General features: G+C 53.2%; 13 protein-coding genes. 7 read left to right on the top strand and 6 right to left on the bottom strand.

All coding sequences use genetic code 11. The features are described from left to right. Positions 1–3 precede the first annotated feature (3 nt). Genes gmk through recG form a run of 5 tightly spaced genes read left to right on the top strand, consistent with a single transcriptional unit; the run spans position 4 to position 5867 of the window. Positions 4–627: a guanylate kinase gene (gmk, locus tag SGR01S_RS21820; protein WP_037421762.1), complete on the top strand. Its 624-nt coding sequence runs from the start codon at positions 4–6 to the stop codon at positions 625–627. Positions 628–681: 54 nt separating this feature from the next. Further along, positions 682–957 carry a DNA-directed RNA polymerase subunit omega gene (rpoZ, locus tag SGR01S_RS21815; protein ID WP_004953385.1) on the top strand — a complete coding sequence of 92 codons (276 nt, stop codon included), beginning with the start codon at positions 682–684 and terminating at the stop codon, positions 955–957. Positions 958–976: 19 nt separating this feature from the next. Then, entirely contained in the window at positions 977–3088 is a 2112-nt protein-coding gene (gene spoT / locus SGR01S_RS21810; RefSeq protein ID WP_037421765.1) for a bifunctional GTP diphosphokinase/guanosine-3',5'-bis pyrophosphate 3'-pyrophosphohydrolase, read from the top strand. A gap of 5 nt (positions 3089–3093) precedes the next feature. Continuing rightward, a complete protein-coding gene (trmH, locus tag SGR01S_RS21805) occupies positions 3094–3789 on the top strand; it encodes a tRNA (guanosine(18)-2'-O)-methyltransferase TrmH (protein ID WP_073963493.1) in 696 nt (231 codons plus the stop codon). Continuing rightward, on the top strand, positions 3786–5867 hold the full coding sequence (gene recG, locus SGR01S_RS21800) for an ATP-dependent DNA helicase RecG (protein ID WP_061808579.1): 2082 nt from the start codon (positions 3786–3788) through the stop codon (positions 5865–5867). The genes trmH and recG overlap by 4 nt, the downstream gene beginning before the upstream one ends. 58 nt (positions 5868–5925) lie before the next feature. Here recG and gltS read toward each other — a convergent pair whose 3' ends face one another. Then, a complete protein-coding gene (gene gltS, locus SGR01S_RS21795) occupies positions 5926–7137 on the bottom strand; it encodes a sodium/glutamate symporter (RefSeq protein WP_037421771.1) in 1212 nt (403 codons plus the stop codon). Between the two features lie 242 nt (positions 7138–7379). Here gltS and SGR01S_RS21790 point away from each other — a divergent pair, with 242 nt between their 5' ends. Together SGR01S_RS21790 and SGR01S_RS21785 are read left to right on the top strand one after the other, a co-directional pair. Then, entirely contained in the window at positions 7380–8780 is a 1401-nt protein-coding gene (locus tag SGR01S_RS21790; RefSeq protein WP_061808578.1) for a nucleobase:cation symporter-2 family protein, read from the top strand. A gap of 128 nt (positions 8781–8908) precedes the next feature. Then, positions 8909–10570, top strand: a complete 1662-nt coding sequence (locus SGR01S_RS21785) for an AsmA family protein (RefSeq protein WP_061808577.1) — start codon at positions 8909–8911, stop codon at positions 10568–10570. Between the two features lie 44 nt (positions 10571–10614). On the opposite strand, the gene fabY is transcribed toward SGR01S_RS21785, so the two are convergent. The 5 genes from fabY to typA form a co-directional block, all read right to left on the bottom strand. After that, positions 10615–11562 (bottom strand): fatty acid biosynthesis protein FabY, encoded by a 948-nt coding sequence (fabY, locus tag SGR01S_RS21780; protein ID WP_037421780.1) that lies wholly within the window; start codon positions 11560–11562, stop codon positions 10615–10617. A gap of 23 nt (positions 11563–11585) precedes the next feature. Then, positions 11586–12023 (bottom strand): D-aminoacyl-tRNA deacylase, encoded by a 438-nt coding sequence (gene dtd, locus SGR01S_RS21775; protein WP_037421783.1) that lies wholly within the window; start codon positions 12021–12023, stop codon positions 11586–11588. Beyond that, a complete protein-coding gene (locus tag SGR01S_RS21770; protein WP_037421786.1) occupies positions 12020–12910 on the bottom strand; it encodes a virulence factor BrkB family protein in 891 nt (296 codons plus the stop codon). Before SGR01S_RS21770 ends, dtd begins: the two co-directional genes overlap by 4 nt. Positions 12911–12959: 49 nt before the next feature. Next, entirely contained in the window at positions 12960–13550 is a 591-nt protein-coding gene (yihX, locus tag SGR01S_RS21765) for a glucose-1-phosphatase (protein WP_061808576.1), read from the bottom strand. A 164-nt stretch (positions 13551–13714) separates the two neighbouring features. Next, a complete protein-coding gene (gene typA / locus SGR01S_RS21760) occupies positions 13715–15538 on the bottom strand; it encodes a ribosome-dependent GTPase TypA (protein WP_061808575.1) in 1824 nt (607 codons plus the stop codon). Between the last annotated feature and the right edge of the window lie 145 nt (positions 15539–15683).

Below are 15683 nucleotides of genomic sequence, written 5' to 3'. Positions count from 1 at the left end.
ATCATGGCTCAAGGCACGCTTTATATTGTCTCTGCCCCTAGTGGCGCAGGGAAATCAAGTCTGATTCAGGCTTTGTTAAAGACGCAACCGCTGTACGACACGCAGGTTTCGGTTTCGCACACCACGCGCAATAGCCGCCCAGGTGAACAGCACGGCGAACATTACTTCTTTGTTTCAAGGGATGAGTTCTGCCGAATGATTGAGCAGGATGCGTTTCTTGAGCACGCCGAAGTGTTCGGTAACTATTACGGTACGTCACGTGCGGCTATTGAGCAGGTGCTGTCGACCGGCGTAGACGTTTTTCTGGACATCGACTGGCAAGGCGCACAGCAAATCCGCGCCAAAATGCCGCAAGCGCGCAGTATCTTTATTTTGCCGCCGTCGAAGGAAGAACTTGGCCGTCGCCTGCGTGGTCGCGGGCAAGACTCTGATGAAGTGATCGCCAAGCGCATGGCGCAAGCTGTGGCAGAAATGACACACTACGCAGAGTATGATTATTTAATCGTGAACGATGATTTCGATCTGGCCTTGTCCGATCTGAAGACCATTATTCGCGCCGAACGCCTGCGTTTAGGCCGCCAATTACTGCGGCATGACGCTTTAATCAGCAAACTATTGGCAGACTGAAGACAGTTTCAGTATTATGCCCAGTCTTTTCGTCACCTGTGGAGTAGCACAAATATGGCACGCGTAACTGTTCAAGACGCTGTAGAGAAAATTGGTAACCGTTTTGACCTGGTGTTGGTCGCTGCTCGTCGGGCACGTCAAATCCAGACTGGCGGTAAAGATGCACTTGTTCCAGAAGAAAACGACAAGTACACCGTTATCGCACTGCGCGAAATCGAAGAAGGCCTGATCACCAGCCAGATCCTCGATGTTCGTGATCGTCAGGAGCAGCAAGAGCAAGAAGCCGCAGAAATTCAAGCGGTTACCGCGATTGCTGAAGGTCGTCGTTAATTAGACTGCGAGTCTGCCTTTGTACCTGTTTGAAAGCCTGAATCTGCTGATTCAACGTTACTTGCCTGAGGAGCAGATTAAGCGCCTCAAACAGGCATACCTCGTTGCACGTGATGCTCACGAGGGACAGACACGCTCCAGCGGTGAGCCCTACATTACTCACCCGGTCGCCGTGGCCTGTATTCTGGCGGAAATGCGTCTCGATCATGAGACGCTGATGGCAGCCCTGCTGCACGACGTCATCGAAGACACCCCGGCTACCTATCAGGATATGGAACAGCTATTCGGCAAAAGTGTCGCCGAATTGGTTGAAGGCGTATCCAAGCTCGACAAACTGAAATTCCAGGATAAAAAAGAAGCTCAAGCGGAAAACTTCCGCAAGATGATCATGGCGATGGTGCAAGATATCCGCGTCGTGTTGATCAAGCTGGCCGACCGTACGCACAATATGCGCACCCTCGGTTCGCTACGCCCTGACAAACGGCGGCGTATTGCGCGTGAAACCCTGGAAATATACAGCCCTCTGGCCCATCGTCTGGGTATTCACCACCTTAAAACCGAGCTGGAAGAGCTGGGCTTTGAGGCGTTGTACCCAAATCGCTACCGCGTCATCAAAGAAGTGGTGAAAGCCGCGCGCGGTAACCGTAAAGAGATGATCCAGAAGATTCTCGCCGAGATCGAAGGGCGACTGACCGAAGCCGGTATTCCTTGCCGCGTCAGCGGTCGGGAAAAACACCTGTATTCCATCTACCTCAAGATGCACCTGAAAGAACAGCGTTTCCATTCGATTATGGATATTTACGCGTTCCGTGTGATCGTGAAGGAAGTCGATACCTGTTACCGCGTATTGGGCCAGGCTCACAGCCTGTATAAACCACGCCCGGGTCGGGTAAAAGATTATATCGCCATTCCCAAAGCCAACGGTTATCAATCGCTGCATACTTCATTGATCGGCCCGCATGGTGTGCCGGTAGAGGTGCAGATCCGTACTGAAGATATGGATCAGATGGCCGAAATGGGGGTTGCTGCGCACTGGGCTTATAAGGAAAAAGAACAGGGCGAAACCGGCACGACTGCACAAATCCGTGCCCAGCGCTGGATGCAAAGCTTGCTGGAACTACAACAAAGCGCCGGCAGCTCGTTTGAATTTATCGAGAGCGTAAAATCCGATCTGTTCCCAGATGAGATTTACGTTTTCACCCCAGAAGGCCGCATCGTTGAATTGCCTGCTGGAGCCACGCCGGTCGACTTCGCCTATGCGGTACACACTGATATTGGCCATGCCTGTGTCGGTGCGCGAGTTGATCGCCAGCCGTATCCGCTGTCCCAGTCACTGACCAGCGGCCAAACGGTTGAAATCATCACGGCTCCGGGTGCGCGACCAAACGCAGCCTGGCTCAACTTTGTTGTCAGCTCAAAAGCACGAGCCAAAATTCGCCAGATGTTGAAAAATCTCAAGCGTGACGACTCAGTCGGCCTTGGCCGTCGTTTGTTGAATCATGCATTGGGCGGCAGCCGCAAACTGGCAGAGATCCCACAAGAAAATATCCAACACGAGTTGGATCGCATGAAACTGGCGACGCTGGACGATCTGCTGGCAGAAATTGGTCTGGGTAACGCCATGAGCGTAGTGGTAGCGAAAAACCTGCAAGGCGACCAATCCAATCTGGGTACGTCCTCCGGGGTTCGTAACCTGGCAATCAAGGGCGCCGATGGCGTACTGATTACATTTGCCAAATGCTGCCGACCAATTCCAGGTGACCCGATTATCGCCCACGTCAGCCCAGGTAAAGGCTTGGTAATCCACCATGAATCCTGCCGGAATATCCGCGGCTACCAGAAAGAGCCTGAAAAATTCATGGCGGTAGAGTGGGACAAAGACATCGAGCAGGAATTCATCGCCGAGATCAAAGTGGACATGTTTAACCATCAGGGAGCACTGGCCAACCTGACGGCGGCAATCAATGCGGCTGAGTCCAATATTCAAAGCCTGAATACCGAAGAGAAAGACGGTCGGGTTTACAGCGCCTTTATCCGCTTAACCACCCGTAATCGCATCCATCTGGCAAATATTATGCGTAAAATCCGTATCATGCCGGATGTTATTAAAGTTAACCGTAACCGAAATTAGCGCCTATGAGCCCTGAACGCTATGCGCGGATTTGTGAAATGCTGGCAACCCGGCAGCCGGATCTGACGGTCTGCCTGGAACAGGTGCACAAACCGCATAACGTCTCCGCCATTATCCGTACCGCCGACGCCGTCGGCGTGCATCAGGTACATGCAGTATGGCCAACCACGCGCATGCGAACCCTGGTATCCTCCGCAGCAGGCAGCAATAGCTGGGTCAATGTAAAAACCCACCGCACCATCACCGACGCAGTGACCCACCTGAAAAGTCAGGGTATGCAAATTCTGGCAACTAACCTTTCAGATCGCGCAGTGGATTTCCGCGAAGTGGATTACACCCGCCCTACCTGCATTTTGCTGGGTCAGGAAAAAACCGGTATTACCGAAGAAGCTCTGCGGCTTGCCGATCAAGACATCGTTATTCCAATGATCGGTATGGTGCAATCACTCAACGTCTCCGTCGCCTCAGCACTGATCCTGTATGAAGCACAACGTCAGCGACAAAATGCCGGCCTGTATCGCCGCGAGCGCAGCATGCTCGATGAAGAAGAACAGCAGCGTCTGTTGTTCGAAGGCGGTTACCCGGTGCTAGCCAACGTGGCAAAACGTAAAAAGCTGCCACGTCCGCACATTGACGAACAAGGTCAAGTGATCGCCGATGCCGAATGGTGGGCAACCATGCAAGCCACGGTACGCAAATGAAAGGCCGCCTGCTGGATGCTGTCCCACTGACCACACTTTCCGGGGTTGGCGCCAGCCAGGCGGGGAAACTGGCCAAAATTGGCCTGGAAACCATTCAAGATCTGCTGCTCCACCTGCCGTTACGCTATGAAGACCGCACCCGGCTTTATCCAATAAACGACCTACAACCAGGTATCTTTGCCACGGTAGAAGGCGAAGTTCTGCGTACTGACATCAGTTTTGGTCGGCGGCGCATGCTAACTTGCCAGATCAGTGACGGCACGGGCCTGCTCACCATGCGTTTCTTTAACTTCAATGCGGCGATGAAAAATAGCCTGGCAACAGGTCGTCGCGTAACCGCCTATGGCGAAGTTAAACGCGGTAATCATGGCGCAGAGATTATTCATCCTGAATACCGTATTCAGGGAGAAAGCAGCGAGGTAGAGCTGCAAGAATCATTGACGCCGGTCTACCCAACCACCGAAGGCATACGACAGGCCACGCTTCGCAAACTCACCGATCAAGCACTGGAGTTGCTGGATACCTGTGCGATTACCGAGCTACTGCCATCGGAGTTGAGCGGTGGCTTAATGAGCCTGCCAGAGGCATTACATACTCTGCATCGCCCACCGCCGGATATCCAATTGGCAGATTTGGAGCTGGGTAAACACCCAGCGCAAAAACGTCTGATCATGGAAGAATTACTGGCACATAACCTCAGCATGCTGGCGGTGCGCGCCGGTGCACAAAGTTATCAGGCGCTCCCCCTGATGCCGGACGATCGGCTTAAAAAACAATTCCTCACTCAGTTGCCCTTTGCACCTACTGGTGCACAAGAACGCGTGGCGGCCGACATCGAAGCCGATATGCAAAAAGGCTTCCCAATGATGCGTCTGGTGCAAGGCGACGTTGGCTCCGGCAAAACGCTGGTAGCGGCACTGGCGGCACTGCGCGCCATCGCCCACGGTAAGCAGGTGGCATTAATGGCGCCCACCGAATTGTTGGCCGAACAACACGCCAACAATTTTCGTCAGTGGTTTGAACCGCTGGGGTTGGAGGTCGGCTGGCTGGCTGGCAAGCAAAAAGGCAAGGCGCGTATCGCGCAGCAAGAAGCGATTGCCAGCGGGCAGGTGTCGATGGTGGTTGGTACGCACGCCATTTTCCAGGAACAAGTACAATTTTCAGGTCTGGCGTTAGTGATCATTGATGAACAGCACCGGTTTGGCGTACACCAGCGCCTAGCGCTGTGGGAAAAAGGTGAAGAGCAAGGCTTCCATGCCCATCAGTTGATCATGACCGCCACGCCAATCCCACGCACACTGGCGATGACTGCCTATGCCGATCTCGACACGTCAGTGATAGATGAACTGCCACCGGGCAGAACGCCAGTCACTACCGTCGCCATTCCCGACACACGACGTGCCGATATTATCCAGCGGGTAAAAAGCGCCTGCATGGAAGAAGGCCGGCAAGCGTACTGGGTGTGTACGCTGATAGAAGAATCTGAGCTGTTGGAAGCCCAAGCGGCAGAAGCCACGTGGGAAGAGCTGAAAACCGCGCTACCCGATCTGAACGTTGCGCTGGTGCATGGTCGCATGAAGGCGCAAGAAAAACAGGCGGTGATGCAGGCTTTTAAACAGGGTGAATTGCAACTACTGGTGGCAACGACAGTGATTGAAGTTGGTGTCGATGTGCCCAATGCCAGCCTGATGATCATCGAAAACCCAGAACGGTTGGGACTGGCACAATTGCATCAGTTACGCGGCCGCGTAGGCCGTGGCGCCGTGGCTTCACACTGCGTTCTGTTGTACAAAACGCCGTTGAGCAAAACCGCACAGAAGCGCCTGCAAGTACTGCGGGACAGCAATGACGGCTTTGTTATTGCCCAGCGCGATCTGGAAATTCGCGGGCCAGGCGAACTCTTGGGTACACGCCAAACCGGCAGTGCTGAATTCAAAGTGGCTGATTTACTACGCGACCAGGCGATGATCCCGGAAGTACAACGCGTCGCCCGTCATATACATCAACAGTACCCGGAACATGCCCGTGCGCTGGTTGAACGCTGGTTGCCGGAAAAGGCACGTTATTCCAATGCCTAACCTCCTGCTATAAAAAAGGGCGCCAATTGGCGCCCTTTTCGTTTATGACAACAGCAACTCAGCCAATCGCTGGAAATACCGGCAGCAGCAGATACAGCTTAATCACAATCGCGTTGGCGATATCAATAAAGAACGCCCCCACCATAGGGACCACCAGAAACGCGAGATGCGATGGGCCGAAACGATCGGTAATCGCCTGCATATTGGCGATCGCCGTAGGCGTGGCGCCCATACCGAAGCCGCAGTGGCCTGCAGCTAATACCGCAGCATCGTAATTTTTGCCCATCACACGATAGGTGACAAAAATCGCGTACAACGCCATCACCAGCGTCTGCACCGCCAAAATCGCTAACATCGGCAATGCCAGGGAAGCCAGTTCCCACAACCGCAGGCTCATCAACGCCATCGCCAGGAACAACGACAGGCTAACGTTGCCCAGTACCGACACGGCTCGCTCAAACACGGTATAGAAACCCGTGAAGGCCAGTGTGTTACTGAGGATCACACCAACAAACAGCACACAGACAAAGTTTGGCAGTTCAAACACCGTGCCATTCAGTAAGCCAGAGATCAGCTGACCCAGGCTCAAACAGATGGCAATCATCGCTATGGTTTCAATCATGACCAGCGAGGTAATTAAACGGCCACTTTCCGGTTTTTCAAAACCGCTTGGCTGAACGCTGTCATCCGGAGAGCCTTCTGGTGTAGAAGAATGCTTCACCAGGTAACGCGCCACCGGACCGCCGATCAGGCCGCCCAATACCAACCCAAAGGTGGCGCAGGCCATCGCAACTTCCGTGGCATTTTCAAAGCCGTAACGCTCAATGAACAACTTACTCCAGGCCGCCCCGGTACCGTGGCCACCGGAAAGGGTTATGGAACCGGCGATCAGACCCATCAACGGATCCAGACCAAGCATTTTCGCCATGCCGATGCCGATAGCGTTCTGCACCAGCAGCAAACCCAGCACCACAAACAGAAATACCATCAATGCCTTGCCGCCCGCGCGCAACCGCGCCAGGTTGGCATTGAGACCAATAGTGGCAAAGAAGGCCAGCATCAACGGGTCTTTCAACGACATATCGAAGCTGATTTCCCAGTTTGCGAGCTTTTTCAGCGCTAATAACAGAATAGCCACCAGCAAGCCACCGGCGACAGGTGCGGGAATGGTGTATTTTCTTAACAAAGGAATACTGGTGACGCATTTGCCCCCAAGGAGCAAAACCAGTGTTGCCGCGACTAACGTGCCATAAGTATCAAGATGAAACATCCAGGTACTCCATGTAAGGGGAAAGATCCAATTAATAAATAATAAGTTATAGAAAACCGCTTAGTTTTTAAAACTTGATGAGTGCAGGATTAGAAGTAAAAAACGCTGATAATACAAGAAAAAATGAATGAAAATGCGACATAACCGTCGATTCTGCTAACAGAATATTAACGCGCAACCGTTTGCTTTTATGGGGCAAATCATTAAAATGCCTGCTTTGCCGTTTCCGGAAATGCCACATCATGACCATGCCATCCGCCGAGCTCGATGCAGTGCAAAAAGCATCCTCAACGCCTCGCAATAGCGAACTCATTTATCGTCTGGAAGACCGACCACCACTGCCGCAAACTCTGTTTGCCGCCGGTCAGCACCTGCTGGCGATGTTTGTTGCGGTGATCACCCCAGCTCTGTTGATCTGTCAGGCATTAGGTCTACCGGCACAAGACACCCAGCACATCATCAGCATGTCGTTATTTGCTTCCGGTTTGGCCTCTATTTTGCAAATTAAAACCTGGGGACCGGTCGGTTCTGGCCTGCTATCGATTCAAGGCACCAGCTTTAACTTCGTTTCACCGCTGATTATGGGTGGACTGGCACTGAAAAACGGTGGCGCCGATGTCCCTACCATGATGGCAGCACTGTTTGGCACATTGATGGTCGCCTCCTGCACCGAAATCCTGTTATCGCGTGTGCTGCATCTGGCGCGCCGCATCATCACCCCGCTGGTATCTGGCATTGTGGTGATGATTATCGGTTTGTCGCTGATCCAGGTCGGACTGACCTCCATCGGTGGCGGCTATGCCGCGATGAATGATCACAGCTTCGGCGCGCCAAAAAACCTGATGTTGGCCGGCGCCGTACTCTTGGTCATTATTCTGCTTAATCGCCAGCGTAACCCGTACCTTCGCGTCGCCTCGTTGGTGATCGCCATGGCGGTTGGTTACCTTCTGGCATGGGCAATGGGGATGTTGCCAGAAACCCAGCCTGCCACCGAAACAGCGGCGATTATCATCCCAACACCGCTGTATTACGGTTTGGGCTTTGACTGGAACCTGCTGCTACCGCTGATGCTGATCTTTATGGTCACGTCATTGGAAACCATTGGGGATATCACCGCGACCTCTGACGTATCGGAACAACCGGTCAGCGGCCCGCTGTACATGAAACGCCTGAAGGGCGGCGTGCTCGCCAACGGCCTGAACTCTATGCTGTCCGCAGTGTTCAATACTTTCCCCAACTCATGCTTCGGTCAGAACAATGGTGTGATCCAACTGACAGGTGTTGCCAGTCGCTATGTGGGGTTCGTAGTGGCGTTGATGCTGATCGTGTTGGGCTTGTTCCCGGCAGTAGCCGGTTTCGTCCAGCACATTCCTGAACCGGTCTTGGGCGGTGCGACCCTTGTGATGTTCGGCACCATTGCCGCGTCGGGTGTACGCATCGTGTCACGTGAACGACTGAACCGCCGCGCGATCATGATCATGGCGCTCTCACTGGCCGTTGGCATGGGTGTCTCTCAGCAACCACTGATCTTACAGTTCGCGCCGGACTGGCTGAAAACCCTGCTCTCTTCTGGCATTGCTGCCGGTGGCATCACCGCTATCGTGCTGAACCTGATATTCCCGCACGAACACGAAAAACAATAACTGTCACACAGCTTGTCAAACGGCCGCTTGCGGCCGTTTTTTATTGCCTATCAGACCATTGCACTTGAGATGCCCAGCTAATTACGGCATAAACAGGGTATCTTTTTTGACCGACGCGGATGTAGACGATGAAATTTATCGGGAAACTGTTGCTGACGTTGCTACTGCTGGTAGTGCTGGCCATTGCATTGTTGTACGTCATCGGGCAAACCCGTTGGGCTGCGGGCTGGTTAAGCCGCTGGGTCAGCGATCACAGCGAATATCGCATGTCGGTGGCGAAACTCTCTCACTCATGGGATCAACCCGGCCAAATCAGTCTGGAAGATGTCCAGTTGGCTAAAAAAAATCAGCCGCCATCACTGGTCGCCAAACGTCTGGACCTGGGTCTCAGCCTGCGCCAAATTACCGAGCCGCGTTATTTCCATAGCGTAACATTGCGCGACGGTACGCTTAACCTCCAAAAGCAAGACGCGGGATTGCCAATACAGGCCGATGTATTGCAACTGAGCAATATGGCGCTGCAATCCAACGATGAAACCTGGCAGCTCAACGCGCAACAGGTCAATGCTGGCATCACACCATGGCAACCCAACGTCGGCCACCCCTTGGGCGAAAACAACCAGTTCCAGTTCAGTGCGGGCTCAATGACACTGAACGGCATCCCCGCCTCGCAAGTCCTGGTACAGGGCGAGCTTAAACAAAACCAGTTGCTCCTAAGTAACTTCGGTGCCGATTTGGCGCAAGGTGATTTGACGGGTGTAGCCACCCGCAGCGCCGACGGCAGCTGGCAGGTGGAGCGACTGCGTCTGAGCGGTGTGCGTCTGCAGACGCCACTCACGCTGGAACAGTTCTGGCAGCGCTTTACCGCCATGCCACCAATTACGCTTAAACGTTTTGATTTGATTGATGCACGGCTAGAAGGAAAAGAGTGGGCATTCAATGATCTCGACCTGTCACTGCAAAACGTCACCTTCCAACAGGGCGACTGGAGTAGCCCAGACGGCTCGCTCAACTTCAACGCCAGTGATCTAATCGACGGCGGCTTCCACCTGATTGATCCGATCATGAATATGCGGCTCTCACCCGCCGGTATCGCTATTCAGCAGTTCACCACCCGCTGGGAAGGCGGGCTGTTGCGCACCTCGGGCAACTGGCTGCGTGCCAACAACCGACTGCAACTCGATGAGGTGGCTGTCGCGGCACTGGAGTACACCTTACCGAGTGACTGGCGTGCGTTATGGTTACAACCGCTGCCACACTGGTTGGCGGAGGTATATGTCAATAAGTTGACCACCAATCGCAACCTGATCATCGATATCAACCCGGCCTTCCCATTCCAGGTCACCGCCTTGGACGGTTACGGCAGCAACTTGCTGCTGGCACGCGACCACCAATGGGGCATCTGGTCCGGTACGCTCAACCTGAACGGCAGTGAAGCCACTTTCAATAAGATCGACGTTCGTCGCCCATCACTGGCACTAAACGCCAATGACGGGCAGATCAACGTTACCGATCTCAGTGCTTTTATGCCTCAAGGGTTACTGGAAGCCAAAGCCACCGTAGAACAACTGCCGGGCAAACCCTTTACGCTATCGCTGAATGGGCGTTCAGTACCGGTAAACACGCTGCAGCAATGGGGATGGCAGTCTGTTCCGTTGGAAGGTGATGGTAATCTGCAATTACAGTTGAAGGGCTTGTTGAACAGTGATGGACCATTTAAGGCTTCATTGCAGGGCCAGTTGCAGGCCACCGCACGTGACGGTCAGACGGTTAACCAACAACTGCCTTAATGGTTGATTGGCCCTCTCGGCGTTGAGTTGAGAGGGCCACAATATCAACTGTCTATTGCCTCACATCCGCCCTGATCCAAAGGCACATCTGGTTCAGCAGGCAACACCATGTAAGTGCCTTCAAACACGGCCCCTCTGTCATCGTCGCCGAACAGATGAACCTCTGCCTGCACGCGTGCACGCCGACCACGAGCCAGGCGAGCAAGATCTCCGCTCAATGAACTGAGATCCGCCACCGCTCGCGGTCGGCCAGTGATTGGCTTGCTGTAACGAATGTGGGCATCAGCCAGAATAATGGTGCCCCCCAGATGGCGTTCACGCAGCAACAACCAGATCAGACCCCAAGCAGTCAGCGTAGCAAGGGAAAACAGACTGCCGGCAAACAGCGTATGGTGCGGGTTCTGGTTGCCGATCTCTGGCATGGTGGTGACAAAACGCTGGCCAGTATATTGGCTGATGCGCACTCCCATCTTCTCGCTAAGCGGAATATGATCGTACCAGGCTTGCTGTAACTGACCGCACCAATCGGGGCGATGCAGAATATCGTCCAGCGTCGCCACGGGTTTAATCATCAGAAAGTGGCGAATCGGTGTGGTTTGCGGCGCGGTAATCTCGCCCTGATTAACAAAGCCAAGCTTGGCAAAGAAATCCACCGCGTCCTCACGAGCGCTACAGACTACACGCTTCACGCTTTCCTGACGCGCCACAGACTCAAGGGTCATCGCTACCAGCGTCCCCAAGCCTTTGTCCTGCACCGTCGGGTCGACAGCCAGAAAACGAATGGCAGCCTCATTATCGGCGTTGATATACAACCGCCCGATAGCGACAATTTTACCGCCTTCGTCCACCACCATTTGGTGATGCGCCATGGCGTCATAGGCATCCTTTTCCGATCCCACCGGTTGGTGCAACGGCTTGCGCAGCATTTCCCAGCGGAACTGGTAGTAATCCTTCAGTTCTTGTTCTGTTACCGGTACTCGTAGGTGATACATAGACGCCTTCTCTCTCAGAATACTTAGACTTGAAGCCAAAACGTCACCGGCCCATCGTTCACCAGCGCTACTTTCATGTCAGCCGCGAATTCTCCAGTCTGGGTTTCTATGCCGCGCTCGCGGCACTGGCCAACAAAATATTGGTATAACCGATCGGCTTCCTGCGGGACTGCTCCGCGTGAGAAGCTCGGACGCATACCTTTTTGCGTGTCCGCGACCAACGTGAACTGCGACACCACCAGCAGGCTACCTCCTGCCTGTTGGACATTGAGATTCATCTTGTCGTTCTCATCGCCAAAGATGCGGTATCCCAACACACGCTCGCAAAGGCGCACAGCCTTTTGTTCGCTGTCATCTTGTTCTACGCCCAATAACACTAACAAACCGGGTCCTATGTTGCCTACCGTCTGTCCTTCGACCGTAACACTGGCGTTTAACACCCGTTGAATTAACGCAATCATAACTGCCCTTCTGGTGGCTGATCCTGTTGTTCCGCCTTCTGTTGGCGGTAGTCGCGGTATTCCCCTATTGTCACTGTGATTTCCGCGCCAAGTAACACGATACACCAGCTCCAGTAGACCCATAGGAATAAAATGGGAATCACTGCCAGCACGCCATAGATCAACTGATAAGACGGGAACATGGTGACATACAGAGCAAACCCCTTTTTGCCCAGCTCAAACAGCAGCCCGGCGACCAAGGCACCAATCAGCGCATCTTTAGGCGGTACGCGCACCGTCGGCACAATGCAATACAGCAGCCAGAACGATATCCATGACAGGATCAACGGGAAAATACGCAGCACCTGATCCACCAGGCTGTTGACACCGGTCTGTGCTAACCAGTTGAGTGACAACAGATAAGAACTGATGGCCATACTAGCGCCCACCAGCAGGGGTCCCAGAGTTAATACCATCCAATACACAGCAAAGGAGAAGACAATAGGCCGCTGGTTCTTGCTGCGCCATATGGTGTTTAGCACGCTGTCTACCGAGGAAATCAGCAACAATGCAGTGACAATCAGCCCGCAGGTACCGACGGCGGTCATCTTGTTGGAGTTGGCGACAAATTGCTCCAAATAACTTTGGATGACATTGCTGGCGGCGGGCATGAAGTTAGAGAAGATAAAGCTTTTCAGCTGGACGCTAATGTCAGAGAACATCGGGAACGCGGCAAACAACGCGAACACCACCGTCACAAGTGGGACCAACGACAGCAGAGAGACGTAAGCCAAGTGGCCCGCCAGCATGGTAAGACCATCACTGTCGACACGTTTGATCAGCAGCCGTCCAAAGGTGACGCTGGGCTTGATCGCAGAAGGCAGCTTCTTACGGCGGAAAAATGACATAGCCACTCCTTGATGTCAGTTTGTACGCCTTAAGCTTAACCCTTCGCAGTCATTGGGCAAAATAAGCCGGTACCACGTCCCGATCGATCACATGTACGACCTTAATCCCTAGCGCTTCAGCCGCGGCCACATTAGCCTCCACATCATCAAAAAATATAGCCTGATCTGGTGTGGTATTTTCTGCGTTGAGTACATGCAGATAGATGTTGGCATCCGGTTTACGCATACCGATGTCCTGGGACAAGTACATATGATCGGCAGCTTCAGCAACTTGTGGGTAGTGCTGCGGCCAATAGTTGCAATGCAGACGGTTGGTATTTGACAAGACGACCACCCGATGGCCTTCACTGCGCAGGCGCTTCATGATGTCGATCACTTCCGGGCGCAGTGCGACAAACACCGCCTGCCAGCCGGTCGCGAATTGTTCAAAACTGAGGGCGATACCCATTTCATCACTCAGCCGTTCAGCAAAATCTTCATCGCTGACTTCACCACGCTCATGCTGTTGGAACAGTTCGCCCATAGTGAAACGCTCGGACAATACGGCCAGCGGTGTACCACTTAAATTGCTCCATACACCCAGTACACGTTTGAAATCGATATCGACGATCACATTACCTAAATCAAAGATATACAGCATAGTCCTCTCCTGATGGGCCGGTGAGATTTTACTGTAGCGGGAAAAATGAAGGCTGAATAGAGAGCAAGAGGAAAAGCGTATAGCACGCGGCAGAAATGGGAAAAGACAGAGGAAAAAACTCAGGGCGCTGGACGCGCCCTAAGTGTTGCAGACTAAATCAGCGATTAAGCGTCTTTAGGACCGCGGCTTGCACGTTTACGATCGTTTTCCGTCAGGTGACGCTTACGGATACGGATCGAGGTTGGCGTCACTTCTACCAGTTCGTCATCATCGATGAATTCCAGAGCTTGCTCCAGGGTCATCTTGATAGCAGGAACCAGGGTAGTTGCTTCGTCAGTACCAGAAGCACGCATGTTGGTCAGTTTCTTACCGGTCAGGCAGTTCACGGTCAGGTCGTTAGAACGTGAGTGAATACCGATGATCTGGCCTTCATACACTTCCGCACCGTGGCCCAGGAACAACTTGCCGCGATCTTGCAGACCAAACAGGGCGAATGCTACCGCTTTACCTTGGCCGTTAGAGATCAGCACACCGTTCTGGCGCTGGCCAACTTCACCCGGACGTACGTCGTCGTAATGGCTGAAGGTGGAATACAGCAGACCGGTACCAGAAGTCATGGTCATGAACTCGTTACGGAAGCCAATCAAGCCACGGCTTGGGATCACGTAGTCGAGACGCACACGGCCTTTACCGTCTGGATCCATGTTTTTCAGGTCAGCTTTACGCTCACCCATGGCTTGCATGACTGAACCCTGGTGCTGTTCTTCGATGTCCAAGGTCACGTTTTCAAACGGCTCTTGTTTACGGCCATCGATTTCACGGAAGATGACTTTCGGACGGGATACCGCCAGTTCGAAACCTTCACGACGCATGTTTTCGATCAGAACCGACAGGTGAAGTTCACCACGGCCAGATACACGGAATGCGTCAGCATCTTCAGTTTCTTCAACACGCAATGCAACGTTGTGCACCAGTTCCTTGTTCAGACGCTCAAGGATTTGACGCGAAGTCACAAACTTACCTTCTTTACCGCAGAAAGGTGAGGTGTTGACGTTGAAGAACATTGTTACGGTTGGTTCATCTACAGACAGCGCCGGCAGTGCTTCAACGGCAGAGGTGTCACAGATGGTATCAGAAATGTTCAGCTCGCCCAGACCGGTGATAGCGATGATGTCGCCCGCTTCAGCCAAGGTCGACTCGATACGCTCCAGACCCATGTGGCCCAGCACTTTACCCACTTTACCGCTGCGAGTTTTACCTTCGCTATCGATGATAGTGACTTGCTGGTTTGGCTTCACTTTACCGCGCTTGATACGGCCGATACCGATCACGCCCAGGTAGTTGTTGTAGTCCAACTGGGAGATTTGCATCTGGAACGGTGCTTCGAGCTCAACCTGCGGTGCAGACACGTGGTCTACGATCGCCTGATACAGCGGGGTCATGTCTTCCGCCATCTCATTGTGGTCAGTACCCGCGATCCCCAACAGTGCAGAAGCATAGATGATTGGGAAGTCGAGCTGCTCGTCGGTTGCGTCGAGGTTAACGAACAGGTCGAAGACCTGATCAACAACCCAATCAGGACGTGCGCCTGGACGGTCAACCTTGTTGATTACCACGATCGGCTTCAGACCATTAGCAAAAGCTTTCTTGGTCACAAAGCGGGTTTGCGGCATTGGGCCATCCATTGCGTCCACAACCAGCAGCACCGAGTCAACCATTGACATCACACGCTCAACCTCACCGCCGAAGTCGGCGTGTCCTGGGGTATCCACGATGTTGATGCGGTAGTCTTTCCAATTAATGGCGGTGTTTTTTGCGAGGATGGTAATCCCACGCTCTTTCTCCAAATCGTTGGAGTCCATTACGCGTTCGGTGGCTTCTACACGCTCTCCGAAAGTACCGGATTGTTGCAGCAGCTTATCAACCAGGGTGGTCTTACCATGGTCAACGTGGGCAATAATGGCGATGTTACGCAAATTTTCGATCACAGCTTTGCCTCAGGCATTAGAAATAGCGCGCTATTGTACACGTATTAAGCGAGGGACTAAACAAGATCACAACAGTCTCTTATAAACAACTGTGTACAGGTCAGTATGTGATCCCTTTCACGGTGCAAAAAGCAGCATCTGGTGC

The organism is Serratia grimesii NBRC 13537, from assembly GCF_001590905.1.
Lineage (GTDB): Bacteria > Pseudomonadota > Gammaproteobacteria > Enterobacterales > Enterobacteriaceae > Serratia > Serratia grimesii.
This window is presented reverse-complemented; position numbering and strand designations above follow the sequence as displayed.